The sequence below is a fragment of the Myxococcus sp. AM011 genome (assembly GCF_013372595.1).
GTDB lineage: Bacteria > Myxococcota > Myxococcia > Myxococcales > Myxococcaceae > Myxococcus > Myxococcus eversor.
The window spans coordinates 1-12,889 of the sequence record NZ_JABXEM010000303.1 but is presented as its reverse complement, the minus strand read 5'-3'; the positions used below and the strand labels follow the sequence as shown (position 1 = coordinate 12,889).

General features: G+C 69.3%; 13 protein-coding genes. 4 read left to right on the top strand and 9 right to left on the bottom strand.

Features of this window, described 5'->3' with window-relative positions:
* Nucleotides 1-182 precede the first annotated feature (182 nt).
* Together HUW62_RS40340 and HUW62_RS40335 are read left to right on the top strand one after the other, a co-directional pair.
* A complete protein-coding gene (locus HUW62_RS40340; RefSeq protein ID WP_163866181.1) occupies nt 183-674 on the top strand; it encodes a hypothetical protein in 492 nt (163 codons plus the stop codon).
* Nucleotides 675-885: 211 nt separating this feature from the next.
* Complete coding sequence (locus HUW62_RS40335; protein WP_163866180.1) at nt 886-1,188, top strand: hypothetical protein; 303 nt, start codon at nt 886-888, stop codon at nt 1,186-1,188.
* A gap of 82 nt (nt 1,189-1,270) precedes the next feature.
* On the opposite strand, the gene HUW62_RS40330 is transcribed toward HUW62_RS40335, so the two are convergent.
* From HUW62_RS40330 to HUW62_RS40315, 4 genes are all read right to left on the bottom strand, one after another.
* Nucleotides 1,271-1,951: a DUF1361 domain-containing protein gene (locus HUW62_RS40330; protein WP_255203922.1), complete on the bottom strand. Its 681-nt coding sequence runs from the start codon at nt 1,949-1,951 to the stop codon at nt 1,271-1,273.
* 171 nt (nt 1,952-2,122) lie between these two features.
* Nucleotides 2,123-2,533: a hypothetical protein gene (locus HUW62_RS48210; protein WP_217911831.1), complete on the bottom strand. Its 411-nt coding sequence runs from the start codon at nt 2,531-2,533 to the stop codon at nt 2,123-2,125.
* Between the two features lie 580 nt (nt 2,534-3,113).
* Complete coding sequence (locus tag HUW62_RS40320) at nt 3,114-4,196, bottom strand: DNA gyrase subunit B (protein WP_255203921.1); 1,083 nt, start codon at nt 4,194-4,196, stop codon at nt 3,114-3,116.
* A gap of 126 nt (nt 4,197-4,322) precedes the next feature.
* Nucleotides 4,323-5,432, bottom strand: coding sequence for a trypsin-like serine protease (locus tag HUW62_RS40315; protein WP_176437444.1), 1,110 nt, complete (start codon nt 5,430-5,432; stop codon nt 4,323-4,325).
* Nucleotides 5,433-5,815: 383 nt separating this feature from the next.
* Between HUW62_RS40315 and HUW62_RS40310 the strand changes: the two genes are divergently transcribed.
* Complete coding sequence (locus HUW62_RS40310) at nt 5,816-6,322, top strand: GNAT family N-acetyltransferase (RefSeq protein WP_163866177.1); 507 nt, start codon at nt 5,816-5,818, stop codon at nt 6,320-6,322.
* Between the two features lie 10 nt (nt 6,323-6,332).
* On the opposite strand, the gene HUW62_RS40305 is transcribed toward HUW62_RS40310, so the two are convergent.
* The 4 genes from HUW62_RS40305 to HUW62_RS40290 form a co-directional block, all read right to left on the bottom strand.
* Nucleotides 6,333-6,896 carry a hypothetical protein gene (locus HUW62_RS40305; protein ID WP_176437443.1) on the bottom strand — a complete coding sequence of 188 codons (564 nt, stop codon included), beginning with the start codon at nt 6,894-6,896 and terminating at the stop codon, nt 6,333-6,335.
* Nucleotides 6,897-6,908: 12 nt separating this feature from the next.
* Entirely contained in the window at nt 6,909-7,292 is a 384-nt protein-coding gene (locus HUW62_RS40300; RefSeq protein WP_176437442.1) for a hypothetical protein, read from the bottom strand.
* A 3-nt stretch (nt 7,293-7,295) separates the two neighbouring features.
* Nucleotides 7,296-8,186: a hypothetical protein gene (locus tag HUW62_RS40295; protein ID WP_163866174.1), complete on the bottom strand. Its 891-nt coding sequence runs from the start codon at nt 8,184-8,186 to the stop codon at nt 7,296-7,298.
* A gap of 165 nt (nt 8,187-8,351) precedes the next feature.
* Nucleotides 8,352-9,161, bottom strand: coding sequence for a protein-glutamate O-methyltransferase CheR (locus HUW62_RS40290; protein ID WP_176437441.1), 810 nt, complete (start codon nt 9,159-9,161; stop codon nt 8,352-8,354).
* 169 nt (nt 9,162-9,330) lie between these two features.
* On the opposite strand from HUW62_RS40290, the gene HUW62_RS40285 reads away from it, so the two are divergent.
* Nucleotides 9,331-11,421, top strand: a complete 2,091-nt coding sequence (locus HUW62_RS40285; RefSeq protein ID WP_217911830.1) for a M3 family metallopeptidase — start codon at nt 9,331-9,333, stop codon at nt 11,419-11,421.
* Between the two features lie 31 nt (nt 11,422-11,452).
* Here HUW62_RS40285 and HUW62_RS40280 read toward each other — a convergent pair.
* Nucleotides 11,453-12,889: R3H domain-containing nucleic acid-binding protein (locus tag HUW62_RS40280; RefSeq protein ID WP_176437440.1), on the bottom strand; the 1,437-nt coding region annotated here is incomplete at its 5' end.

Sequence of the window (12,889 nt, the reverse complement as noted above, 5' to 3'; positions counted from 1 at the left end):
ACCCCCGTCTTCCCCGCCCCCGACACCGGCGGCGGCATGGCGGAGGCCGAGTAACCGGCCCCGCAAGCGAGCCTGGGCTTGCCTGCCTGCCCTGGGTAGGCAACCCAGGTCCGCGAAATCACTGGATTTTCGTTCAGTACCCCAGACAGAGGGGCAAGCAGGCATTTCCCCTCTGAAAGGCCATGTCAGACCCCCCAGCTAAGAGTTGGGGGGTGAGCCACTCGAACCAGAACAGCTCCTCAACGCGCGTGCTCGAGCAGCGGAACCTGCTCGGAGGGATGGACCTCAAGCCCGTGCTCGGCGGTGGAGGGCGCAAGCGCGCCCGCAGCTTCCATGTCGCCACGGAGAAACGGGTGGGCTTCGCCGCGGCGCTGGCGCTGGTGGTGGCGCATGGCCGCGAGAAGGCCAAGGAGATTGGCGTCACGTCGCTCAAGCAGTGCCCGCGCTGCGACCACGTGGGCCCCACGGAGCAGGACTTCGGCTACCGCATCATGAGCGGCGAGCGCCGGCCCCAGTCCTGGTGCCGGGGTTGCCGGGGTCAGCACCGGGAGGCCGAGGCCAGCGAGTCCACGCAGACGACCAGCGTCTCGCACGGCGAGGTGGGCTGGCTGTTCCCGCCCGAGAGCACGACGAGCACCCGCCCGCCCCGGCGTGGCAAGCGCTCGTCGACGTGAAGCGGGTGGAGTGAAGAACCTTTCCGCCGAGGGCCTTGGGGCTCCAGGCTCCGGGTCGACCCCGTGGCCGGGCCCTCTCCCTCGGGGGAGAACGCCGAGCGGCCGGGCGGTCCCCCGAGTACGGAGCACGGAGCACAGCCCCTGCTCCGGTCCCTGGAGGGAGTTGGAAAAGCCGTGGCGCCGTCCTTACCTCACCAGGGAAGGAGGCATCATGGCCGTTCGGACCAAAATGGCGGGAGTGAAGAACAAGCGACGGGTGGCTTCGGCGGACGAAGCCCAGCCCAACGTCCAGGCCAGCAACGGGCGCAAGACGCTGCCCCGGGATGAGGCGGCCGCGCTGCGCCGCACGAAGAACCTGTCGCGAGTGACGCTCGGCCCCGCGGCGGAGACGCATGAGCCCAAGAGCAACACCCGGCGCCGCACGTCGCTGAACGGGCGCAAGAAGGCGCCCAGCGAGATGGCCATCAAGCATCGGGGCGGACCGCGCAAGCGCGCGCGCCTCCACGGCGGCTGACACGTCAGCCAGGGCCCTTCGCAACCACCTGCGCCGCCCCGTCCGGAACTCCGGGCGCGGGCGGTGTCGTCGTTTCAGGGGCTCAGCCCGTGACGCGCTGGCGGCGCAGGCGGGTGACGAAGGCCTCGAAGGCGACGTAGGACAGGGGCAGCAGCAGGGCGAAGGAGATGGTGAGGCCCGTCAGGTAGGGGAAGGACAGGGGCTCGCGCAGGTGGGCACCGATGGACGCGAAGAGGCTCCCTGGGTGCGTGAGCACGTGCCAGCTGTTCCACCGCTCCACGCGGCCCAGGTAGATGCCGTAGCCGCACAGGAGCGAGGTGACTCCAACGAAGGTCCAGGCGCTGCGCCGGCCCCATCGCTCCTCCAGCCACTGCTTCCAGATCTCCAGCGAGAGCAGGCCGAGCATCCACCCGGTGGCGGCGAACAGGGCGAGCAGGGCCGCGTCGAACCAGAGCGGGATGCCGGGCCGCTGGTGCAGGTGGATGAAGTCGGTGAGCAGGTAGGGCGCATTGGGGAACAGCGCGAGCCAGCCGGCGGCGAGCGGCGCCAGCACCCAGCCGCGTCCATGGCCCCGCACCATGAGGACCCGCGCGAGCAGGGCGAGGACATAGGGCGCCCAGGCGAGGAACAGGTTCCACGCGAGGAAGGCGAAGCTGGCGTGCTCGCTCCAGTCGAGGCGGATGGCCAGCAGGCACGCCGCGAGGACGGTGCACAGCACCGCGGGCAGCAGGCCATGGCGACGCGACACGGACAGCAAGGACATGGGAGGGGACATGGCGTGCGGTGGCGGTGCCGCGCCCCGTGGCCCGGTGGCCACGGTGGACGGCGCGAAGTGTGGATGTTGCTTCGGGTGCCTGACATCGGAAGCCCGTGCACGGAAGGTTGAGCAAGGCGCGGGCCAGTGTGGACGTGAGTCCCGACGACCACACGGAGCTCACGGGCCCGGAGGCCAGAGCGCGCTGACGCTCGGGTCATCTGGCAGATAGACGACCCAGATTCCTTCTCCCGGGCGACGCTGGAGGTCCAGGACATGCGGCGACGGCATGGCACCGTGCAGCAGTTCTCCGTGCACGGTGAAGACGTACTCGAGTCGCACCACGCTGCCTGCCTTCACGCCAGGGACGAAGTCTCGCTCCACCCGGGTGAGCTCCGCCGCGGCGGGCAGGCCCCAGCGCAGCGCATGCAATCGCTGGCGTTGCTCGCGCCGGAGCGCCGGGGGCCAGGCCGTGCGCCGCAGCAACATCCCCAGCCCTCCGAGGATGACGGCCGGCACACCCAAGGGCCTCAGGTAGGCCACCGCCACTGGCACCATCAACAGACCCACGGTGAGCAGGAATGTGCCCAACGCGTGCCTCGAGCTGCTCGCCGGACGCCACACGGCCTGGCGCTGCGCCCGGGTGAGTGCGCGCGGTGGCAAGGGTGGCGGCGCGCCTCGGGCCGCGCGCAGGACTTCCGACAGCGAGCCTCCGCAGACCGAGCAGCGCTCGTCAGGCCCTATCAGGACGACGTGCGCACATGAGGGACAGACCCAACGGGCATCCACGGACTCCCGCGTCGGCTGGCCACGTCGTTGCACAACGGAGCATGGGAGCACCACCCCGTGCTCTCGCGCAACCAGGCCAGGGGCTGAACCCGCTGCGTACCTCGGATGCCGCCGTCAGGACCCGCGGCGCATTGTCGTCACTTTGAACTGAGCGCGCCCGGCAGAAAAAGTCCTACACGCTCATCAATGACGGTTCGAGTCCGTCCACCTCCACTTGCTTATGGGGGTGACGCCGCGGGTGCGGCACCTGACTCTTAATCAGACCCCAATGGCTTGTTCACTCGGGCGCGCTCAAGCCTCCCCTTCCTGATGTCACCTCATCCCACGGACGACCCACCGCTTCGGTGCGGGCTCGGGCGTCGCCGGGGACTCGAGCCGTGACTCAGCTCCGAGGCACTCCCGACAACGCCAGCACCCGTGACTCCAGTTCCGGGTGATTCGCGAGCGCCTGCTCCACCCAGGCCGAGACGAGCTGGGAGACGTCGGCCTTCGCCTCCGGATTCGCGAGCTCCTCCTGCGTGGGCCCGTGCCACACGGTGTGAGGCACGACAAGTTCCACCACGGCCGTGAGGTGTCGCAGCAACGCCGCATCCGTGAAGGACAGCTCGTCCTGTCCGGGACCACGAGCCTTCATCCTGGCACGCAGGGCCTTGCGCAAGCCGAGCACGAGCCCGTCATGGTGCGTGCCATCGAGCGTGCACTCGCGCAGGTTCGCCCATGACCGCACCCCGTGGCCAAGGGCTTCGCCCCACTGGAGCGCGAGCCGTACCCGCGTCGTTCCCGCCTGCCCCTCGAAGCTCCAGGGCGAGTGGATGGGTTGGGAAGAATCGGAGAGCTCGACGCAATAGTCCGGGAGCCCCCGCTCGCGCCGGTAGCGCTCGTCCAACCCTGTCGCTTCGTCACGGAGCCGCCAGGTGATGCCCGCATGAAAGGCCGAGAACGACGCGAGCCTTCCCCTCAACCACTTCACGGAGAATCGACTGGATGGGTCGAAGATGGTGGCGTCCGGCATGAACGTGATGTGGAGGCCGGTCTCCGAGGCGGACGGCTCCGCTCCGGGCGCGACGGCATGGGGTTCGCCCTGGGGAAGCCCTTCACGGAAGCGCTGACGCCACCGCTGGCCTCCCGCCCAGGCGACGACCTCCAGCGACGAGGCGAGCGCGTTGACGAGCCCCAGGTCCACGTAGGGAACCGGGAAGATGACGCCTCGAGGCATCCCAGGCCGCGTCTCTGCATTCATGTCGAAGTTCACGAACGTGAGCCACTGCCCGACATCCTTGATGAGCGACGTGCCGGAAGGCCGGGGCCATGGCCAGCCATCAAAGGAAATCCCGCAGGAGCCATCCGCGCCCAGGGTCAGGGAGATCTCCCGAACCCGCCCTTCCCTGCCCGCGATGACCCCCAGCAAGAGCAGGGACTCAGCAAGCCGGGTCAGGCCGTATCCATACGTATCCCCGATGTACATCCCAGGCCTCCGGCGGATGGCCTGACGTAATTCCTCTCCACTGGTAAGCATGTCCGGACAATACCAGACAGGAACCCAGGACTCAGCCGTTCATCGCTCTTCGGCCGCGATTTTCGAGGGCCGAAATCAACGCCGCCTCTTGACTCCCGCCAGCGTCAGCACCCCGAAAATCACGAGGCCGGGAGCACTGGAACAGCCACCCTCCGAGGCCTCGTCCGGTGCCTCGGGCTCGGGGTCTGGAGGCGGTGGTGCGCAGGGCGTGAAGCAACGACAAGCGTCGTCTCCTTCCGACTCCAACCGGGCACAGACTCCTCCCGCTCCGCACGCGGAATCCTCGGCGCAGGTCGCGCCAAAAGAACCCTCTCGAAGCGCGGGCAGGAGGCACCTGCCTGGGGCTCCCTCCGTCGTGACGCAGGTGAGTCCAGAGGGGCACTCTGCGTCCTCTTCGCAGGCTTCACGGCACAGCGCCTCGGGCGCGAGCGTGGACACAGGAGCGGGTGGTGTGCTGGCGAGAAACGGAAGGATGAAGTCCTCCAGCAGCGCGTCCACTCGCACGTTCACGGCCTCGGCACGACAAGCCACGTCACCGCTCACGGTGAGCCCGACGAGGACTCCGTCGCTCGCGAGCACGGGGCCTCCGCTGTCACCCACGCAACTCATGCCTGGTGCTGGGCCTGCTCGAAAGGCCGCGGGCTCCACGCTCGCAATCTGAAGCACTCCCTGACGTCGACGACCCGACGGCGCATTCACGTCCTTTGTGTCGCCATAGCCCACGGCTCGCACGCGCGAGCCCTCGGCCAAGGCCACGTGGGCATCCGGAAGAGCTACAGGCGAGACATCGACTGGAGCCGCGAGCCGCAGCAGCGCCGCGTCGTAGGCATGGGTGCTCGGCACATAGCGCGGATGGATGACCGCGCGAGATACGCGGAGGAAACGACCAGCGCCATCCGGCGTCGGCGACACCACCGTTCCGAAGAACACCTCGTGCGCGCCCTCAGCGCCGAACAGGTCCAGACAGTGCGCCGCCGTCAGCACCACATCCGGCGCGATGAGCACTCCGGAGCAGAGCAGCATCGGTGACTCTCCACTGCACCGGGTCCGGCGAGTCACCAGTGCCACCGTGGCGACATCATCGGGCGCGTCCGTGCCCTGGACGATGGGATGTGACACCTGCCCTGGCATGGCGAGTGTCGCTCCGTGCTCGTCCGCGACGGGTGCACAGGAGACCAGTCCCATCAGCACCCCGAACACGAGACATCGCACGATGCGAAATGAGGACCCACCAAGAGGCGCTCTCCGAGGCGGGGTGCGAAAGCGCATGCCAGAGACAGCGGTCATGACTCGCTCCGAGGTAATCGTCCGCCAGCGGCGGTTCGGTGCGAATGCCCGCCGAGCGTCAGACCGTGCACGATGACCTCGTCGACGCGAGACAATCCTTCGTCCAGCAGTCCCTCGGTGGTTTGCTCACGTGAAGACTCACTGGCCAGACTCCCGCGCCCATCCACGAGGCACCTGCTCCGTCCAGCATCATGATTGACAGCCTCCCGCACCTGGCACGGGGACTCGCCCTTCGCCGCTGACGGGCCACTCCACCGAAGCCCAGCAACCGAGGAACACCGATGCCCTTGTCGATTCGACCCGAGACGCCCGCCGACAGCGCCACCATCGAACGGCTCACCACCGCCGCGTTCCAGGACGCACCCCACACGAGCCACACCGAGCAGTTCATCGTCAACGCGCTCCGACGGGCCGGCGTGCTGTCCGTGTCCCTGGTCGCGGAGGATGACGGGGTCATCGTCGGCCATGTCGCGCTCTCTCCCGTCCACCTCTCGTCCGGAGAGCCAGGCTGGTACGGCCTGGGCCCCATCTCCGTGCTGCCCGACCGCCAGGGCCAGGGCATCGGCGCCCGACTCATGACGTCGGCGCTGGCCGAGCTGCGGAACCTCGGCGCCTCGGGCTGTGTGCTGCTCGGCGACCCGGCCTTCTACCAGCGCTTCGGCTTCCTGCCTCGACCCGGCCTGGTGCTGCCCGACGTGCCCGCCGAGTACTTCCAGGCGGTCTCCTTCACCGGACACTGGCCCGTCGCACAGGTGACCTATCACGACGCGTTCAACGCGACGGAGTGAGCAGGGCACATCACTGCGCCGGACGTCCTTCCCGAGCAGCCTCCTCCGCCGCCGCTTCGGTCAGCGTGCGAACCTCCTCACGCAGCTTCACCAGCCGGACCCGGTGACGCTGGAGGAGCGTCTCCACCTGGCGCACGCGCTCCGGGTCACCCCGCGCATCCACGGTGTCCCGCTCGTGCTCCAGCCGCTCCACCTCGCGCCCCAGCAGCGTGGTGATGTGCGTCGTCTTCTCCAGCTTCCACTGCGCCGTCTGGGGCAGCTCCGGCTGAAGCTCGTCATTCATTTGCGGCGGGGGATTCGCCACCTCCGGCTCCGGCGCCACATCCCCGGGCCGCAGGGCCACCACGGTGGCGTCACGTGGGGCCGCCTCGGACTCCGGCGGGGACTCGGGGGCCGGTGCCACCGCCGCCACGGCGCGAGCGGGCGGGGGCGGTGACGGCGGCGCGGAGGCCGCCTCCACCACCTCGGGGGCACCAGGAGCCTCCGACGGGGGCGCGGGCCACAGCAGGCCCAGCGTCAAGGCCACGCCGAGCGCCACTCCCGCCGCCAGCATCAGTCGGTTCCGACTCTTCATCGCTCGCCCTCGTCAGAAGCGGACGCGCCAGCCACCGGCGTGACGCTCCACGCGCAACAACCACGGCTCCTTGCCAACCTCGCCGTCACGCGCGATTCGCGCCCGCACCAGCACCGCGTCCGCATCCCTGCCATCCAACTTGGACTCGACGATACCGACCAGCGACAGGCCGTGCTCGTGCATCTCCCGCACGGCCTCCTCGCACGGACGCATGCTCCCCCCGGTGGCCAGCAGCGGTCCCAGCACCGCGCAGTCCTCCGAGGGGAGCGCCTCGAAGAAGCGCCGCACCGTCTCCTCCGCGGCCTCCGTCTTCGAGGCCGTGGACGAACACGCGAGCAGGGCCCACACGGCGGCCCCACTCACCCACACGCCCCTGCTTCCACGACGAATGCGCATGTCTCAGTAGCAGTTGGAGGCGAACAGCTCGTCGTCCGTGGCGGACACGAACTGGTCATCACACCAGGCGCTCGCCAGCACGTGGCCGTTGCGCACGCAACCGTCGTGGTTCGTGGCATCCAGCGTGTACTGGGTGTCACCACCGCACCCGCCGCCGCAGCGGCCGAAGCAGTTGCCCATCACCTTGGGGCGCGACCAGTGGTCCGGCTCGCCGCACAGCCAGGTGCTCCCGCTCATGTAGAACTCGTCGCCGCCGCACGACGTGTGGTCGCCGAGCTGGGCGATCTGCTGGTTGCCCGCGAAGTTGAAGTTGCCCTTGTTGCAGTCGTGCTTCGCGTACGAGTACCAGTTGTAGACGCCCCCACAGCTCCCCGTGTTCTTGCCGTTGCAGCGCGCATAGCTGCACAGCATGGTGTAGCCACGGCCCTGCTCGCCCATCACCGTGCGCTGGAGCTCCACGGTGGACGGGTGCTGCGCCCACAGGCCCACCGCGCGGCGCAGATACATCGCCTCCGGAGCCGCCGCGTCACCCGTGGGGAGCTCGGCGCTCAGCGCGTCGTAGAACGCCGACAAGAGCTCCCGGTCCGCGTCCGTCAACTGCGTGTCGGCGGCGCCCTCGTCCGCGAAACCATCCATCGTGGACACGCCACTGGCCGGGTCCAGCAGACCGGCGAGCGTCATCCCGCGCAGCCGCACCTCCAGGCTGTACACACCGGGCTCCACCTCGCGCGCGGAGAACGAAACCTCGCCTCCGTCCCGAGCGAAGGTGCCTCGCGTGTCGCCCGTCTCGGCGGACAGCGACAGCCCCTCCTGCCTGGGCTGAGAAGGCTCACCGCCCGAACCACCACAGGCCCACAGCATCAACGTCGCGACCGCACAGAGCACCTTGCGCATACCGTTGCATTCCCTCCGGCCAGGGGACTCGGCCCCGAAAGACAAGCGGTGGTACCGGGCGCCCCGCTCTCACTCAAGGCCGGGTGCGTCACGTTTTCCTCGACTCGCACGACCCGTGTGAAACATGAACCATGTCTCACGGGTGAGCAGAGACCCGGCCCTGTTTCACCGCGCACCCGGGACACGGAAGATGGGCAGCGTGCCGGCGACCCGCTCCAGCTCCACGCCTCCGTCCGGCAGTGACTCCCTCGTACCGACGACGAGCAATCCCCCGGGCGCGAGCCGGGACACGAGCCCCGCGAGCACCTCGCGCTGGAGCGACGGCGCGAAGTACGTGAAGGCGACGTTGCGACACAGGATGAGGTGGAACGGCCCCGGCGGCATGCGGGCCCGCAAGTCTTCGTGGAGGAAAATGAGACCCTCACGGTACTCGGGGGTGAGACATGGCTCGACGGCGGGGCCGGAGAAGACGCGGGGCCGCCAGTCCGTGGGCAGTTCGCGCAGGGTGCCCTGCGGGTAGCAACCGCGTCGGGCGCGGGCGAGCAGGGCCGCGTCCGCCTCCGTGGCGAGCAGCTCCAGCCGGGCCTGGGGAAAGCGCGGCAGGAGGCCCAGGCGGAAGAGGATGCTCACCGTGTAGGGCTCCTCGCCGGACGCACAGCCCGCGCTCCAGACGCGGAGCACGGGGGAGGATTGGAGCAGCGCGGGGAGCAGCTCGTCCCTCAGTGCATCGAAGACGCGTGCGTCGCGGTAGAAGCGGGAGATGGTGACGCGACAGAGTGCGTCCAGCACGGCCCACTCCTCCGGGTCCGACTCCAGCCGGTCGCGATACTCGGCGACGCGCGCGAGCCCCAGCTCCTGGAGCCTCCGCCCCATGCGCTTGCAGACCTGCCCGCGCACCCGGTGGAACCCCTCCAGGCGCAATCGCAGCCGGGGCGCGGCCCACCGCAACAGCGCTGTGCAGTCGTCGTCCTTCAACGCGTGCTCCCGTTCACACCCGGCCCCTTCACCCTGTCCGTATACCTCCTGCCCTCGCCGACAGGTCCACCAAGAGAACGTCAGGCGCGCCGGGGGACAGGCGAGCGAAGCAGGCCGGGATGTGGCATGACGCTCGGACGTTTGCGATGGAACCCGGAGGAATCTGCCCTTGAAGAGACTGACTGCGCTCACCCTGACGGCGGCCCTGGCGGCGGCCGGCTGTACGCATGGCTCCGCGGCCACCGAGCCGACCACCCCTCCCGAGCAGGCCACCGCGCCCGCCGCGCCCACGCCGGAGGCCGCTGCTCCCGCCGCCCAGCCGATTCCCCCGCCCCGCACGGCCGACGTGCTCGCCGGCACCGCGGAGGCCTTCACCGCCGCGTGCACCGCCGACATCGAGCGGGCCCAGGCGCAGGTCACCGCGCTGAAGAAGCTGGACGCGCGCAAGGACGGCAAGGCCGTGCTCGCGGCGTATGACGAGGCGACGGGCTCGCTCATCTCCGCGGCCAACCGCTCCAGCCTCGCCCGCGAGGTCCATCCCCTGCCGGCGTTCCGCGACTCCGCCCGCGAGTGCGAGCAGCGCGTGGACACCACCAACGTGGAGATTTCGCAGGACCGCGGCGTCTATGACGCCCTGTCCGCCGTGGACCTGTCGCAGGCGGACGGGCCGACGAAGTACTGGATGGAGCGCACGCTGCTCGACTTCCGCCGCGCCGGCGTGGACCGCGATGACGCCACGCGCGCGAAGGTGAAGTCGCTGAACGAGGAGCTGCTCAAGCTGGGCCAGCAGTTCGGCAAGAACATCGCCGAGGGCGTGCGTCAGGTGTCCCTCACGCCGAAGGAGCTGGACGGGCTGCCCGCGGACTACGTGAAGTCGCACCCGGTGGGGAAGGACGGCAAGGTGGTCATCACGACCAACTACCCGGACTACTTCCCCTTCATGACGTACGCGAAGGACGGCAAGGCGCGCGAGAAGCTGTGGCGCACCTACCGCCAGCGCGCGTTCCCGGCCAACCAGGAGGTGCTGTCGCAGCTCATCTCCAAGCGCTACGAGCTGGCCACGCTGCTGGGCTATCCGAGCTGGGCCGCGTACACCACCGAGACGAAGATGACGCGCACGCAGCAGGCGGCGTCGGAGTTCATCGACCGGCTGGCGGCGGCCACCCAGGCCCGCGCGAAGCAGGAGTTCGCGGACCTGCTGGCGCGCAAGAAGAAGGACGTCCCGAGCGCCAAGACGCTGGAGCCGTGGGACCAGGACTACTACGAGGACCGGCTGCGCGCGGAGCGCTTCGGGTTCGACTCGCAGGAGGTGCGGCCCTATCTGGAGTACGGCCGGGTGAAGGCGGGGGTGATGGACGTCACCTCGCGCATCTGGGGGATTGAGTACCGCCGCGCCGACGACGCGAAGGTGTGGCACCCGGAGGTGGAGGCCTACGACGTGCTCGAAGGGGGCACGCTGTTGGGCCGCATCTACCTGGACATGCACCCGCGCGACGACAAGTACAAGCACGCGGCGCAGTTCGACCTGGCGTCGGGTCAGGCCGGCAAGCGGCTGCCGGAGGGCACCCTGGTGTGCAACTTCGCGCGCCCCGGCGAGCTGATGACGCATGACGAGGTGGAGACGTTCTTCCACGAGTTCGGCCACCTGCTGCACGCGGTGTTCTCCGGCAAGCAGCAGTGGAGCGGAATCACCGGCATCCGCACGGAGTGGGACTTCGTGGAGACGCCGTCGATGCTGCTCCAGCAGTGGGCGGGCAATCCGCAGGTGCTCAAGGAGTTCGCGAAGCACCACGAGACGGGCGCGGCGATTCCGGCGGAGCTGGTGCAGAAGCTGAACGCGTCGAAGGAGTTCGGCAAGGGCCTGTGGGCGCGGCGGCAGTTGTTCCTGTCGGCGGTGAGCCTGGACTACTACTCGCGCAAGCCGGGCTTCGACACGACGACGGCGCTGGTGGAGCAGCAGACGAAGCTCAGCCCGTTCAAGCACGAGCACCGCCCGGGCACGCACTTCGAGTTGGCCTTCGGGCACCTGGATGGGTACTCGGCCGCGTACTACACGTACCTGTGGTCCTCGGTCATCGCGAAGGACCTGGAGACGGAGTTCCAGAAGAAGGGCTACCTGGACCGTGAGACGGCGATGAAGTACCGCCGCACCGTGCTGGAGCCGGGTGGCTCCAAGCCCGCCGCGGAGCTGGTGAAGGACTTCCTCGGTCGCGACTACGGCTTCGACGCGTACCGCGCCTACGTGGACGCGGCGAAGTAGCCTCGCGTGTTGCTCCTGGGGAGCCCGTGACTCACGGGCTCCCCTCGTCGTCTTCCTTCGCGAGCGCGGCGTCGAGCTCCGCGCCCAGCGGGTAGATGACCAGGTGCCGCGAGGGCTCGCTGCCGTGGCTCACCGCCTCCAGCGGGTAGCGGCTCACCAGGCGGTGCTGGAGCTTGCGCACCCGGGACTGGCGCGGCGCCAGGGTCACCGAGACACCTTCGCTCAAGGCCCGCTGCACCGCGTGCTCGGCCTCCGTGACGGCGTCGCGGACCTCGTCCTCGTCCACGCCTTCCAGCACGTTGAAGAACGCCTTCAATGCGCGACGCAGCTCCGTGGAGCTGGCGCGCTTCACCGCCTCCACGCGCGCGCCTGTCTTCGCGACCACCCGCCGCATCCTCGGGTCGTTCGCGCGAGAGCGCAGCGTCACCACCAGGTCCGCGGACTCCAGCCGGCTCACCAGCCGGACCTCCACGGGTATCTCGCGCAGCACCCGGAGCAGCAAGTCGCGGTTCACTCCGTGGGGATAGAGGCGCGTGAGCCCCTTGGGCTCCTCTGCGGGCCAGGCGTCGGGGGACTCGTCGACGCGTCGTGCGGAGAAGCGCGTCGACCGTGTCGCGGGAGGCATCGAGGGAGTGCCTGTGTCCCGAGACTCGGGCGAGCCGGCAGGCTCGGGATTTGTCCCTGGCTCCGAGACAACAGGCCGCGCGTGTTCTTCGGCATCCGCTTCCGTGGTCAGAACAAGCGGCTCGACTTCTTGCTCCGCTGCGACAGGAGCCCTCGACTCATTCAGGCCGTCACTTGAGTTCGACGGGGGCATGGCTCGCACACCACCGGGCCTCGTGATGCCCATCAACGAGGGCCGCTCCGCTCCCGCGCCCTGCCCCACCGGACGCCTCACCATCGGGCCGCGTCCCATTTCCACGGGAGGCAACGCCTTCGCCGGCTCCACCTCCACGCGGCCCGTCACCGCGTCCTGCCTTCGCCGCTCGCCGCCCACGTCCTTGCCCGCCAGCAATCGGTCCACCGCCTCCGCCGTGTCGGCGTGCACGCGCACCTCGTCGCGGCTCACCATCTCCACCACGATGTCGAACGTGGGCGGCGCCTTGCGCTCGCTCACCGTCTTCTGCGTGCGCCGACGCCGGGCCTCGTCGTCGCTCAGCGTGACCGTATGAACCCCGCCCACGAGGTCCGACAACGTGGGGTTCAGCACCAGGTTCTCCAGCGTGTTGCCGTGCGCCGTCGCCACCAACTGCACGCCGCGCTCCGCAATCGTCCGCGCCGCCGACGCCTCCGCCGACGTCCCAATCTCATCCACGATGATGGCCTCGGGCATGTGGTTCTCCACCGCCTCGATCATCACGTCGTGCTGCCGGTCCGGCCTGGACACCTGCATCCGCCGCGCACCCCCAATCCCCGGATGCGGCACGTCCCCGTCCCCGCCAATCTCGTTCGACGTGTCCACCACCAT

Excerpts from the sequence above, each read along its gene's own strand:
- HUW62_RS40335 (WP_163866180.1), top strand. The coding sequence starts at position 886 with ATGGCCGTTCGGACCAAAATGGCGGGAGTGAAGAACAAGCGACGGGTG.
- HUW62_RS40340 (WP_163866181.1), top strand. The coding sequence starts at position 183 with ATGTCAGACCCCCCAGCTAAGAGTTGGGGGGTGAGCCACTCGAACCAG.
- HUW62_RS40300 (WP_176437442.1), bottom strand. The coding sequence starts at position 7,292 with ATGCGCATTCGTCGTGGAAGCAGGGGCGTGTGGGTGAGTGGGGCCGCC.
- HUW62_RS40320 (WP_255203921.1), bottom strand. The coding sequence starts at position 4,196 with ATGTACATCGGGGATACGTATGGATACGGCCTGACCCGGCTTGCTGAG.
- HUW62_RS40310 (WP_163866177.1), top strand. The coding sequence starts at position 5,816 with ATGCCCTTGTCGATTCGACCCGAGACGCCCGCCGACAGCGCCACCATC.
- HUW62_RS40295 (WP_163866174.1), bottom strand. The coding sequence starts at position 8,186 with ATGCGCAAGGTGCTCTGTGCGGTCGCGACGTTGATGCTGTGGGCCTGT.
- HUW62_RS40315 (WP_176437444.1), bottom strand. The coding sequence starts at position 5,432 with ATGGGACTGGTCTCCTGTGCACCCGTCGCGGACGAGCACGGAGCGACA.
- HUW62_RS40305 (WP_176437443.1), bottom strand. The coding sequence starts at position 6,896 with ATGAAGAGTCGGAACCGACTGATGCTGGCGGCGGGAGTGGCGCTCGGC.
- HUW62_RS40330 (WP_255203922.1), bottom strand. The coding sequence starts at position 1,951 with ATGTCCTTGCTGTCCGTGTCGCGTCGCCATGGCCTGCTGCCCGCGGTG.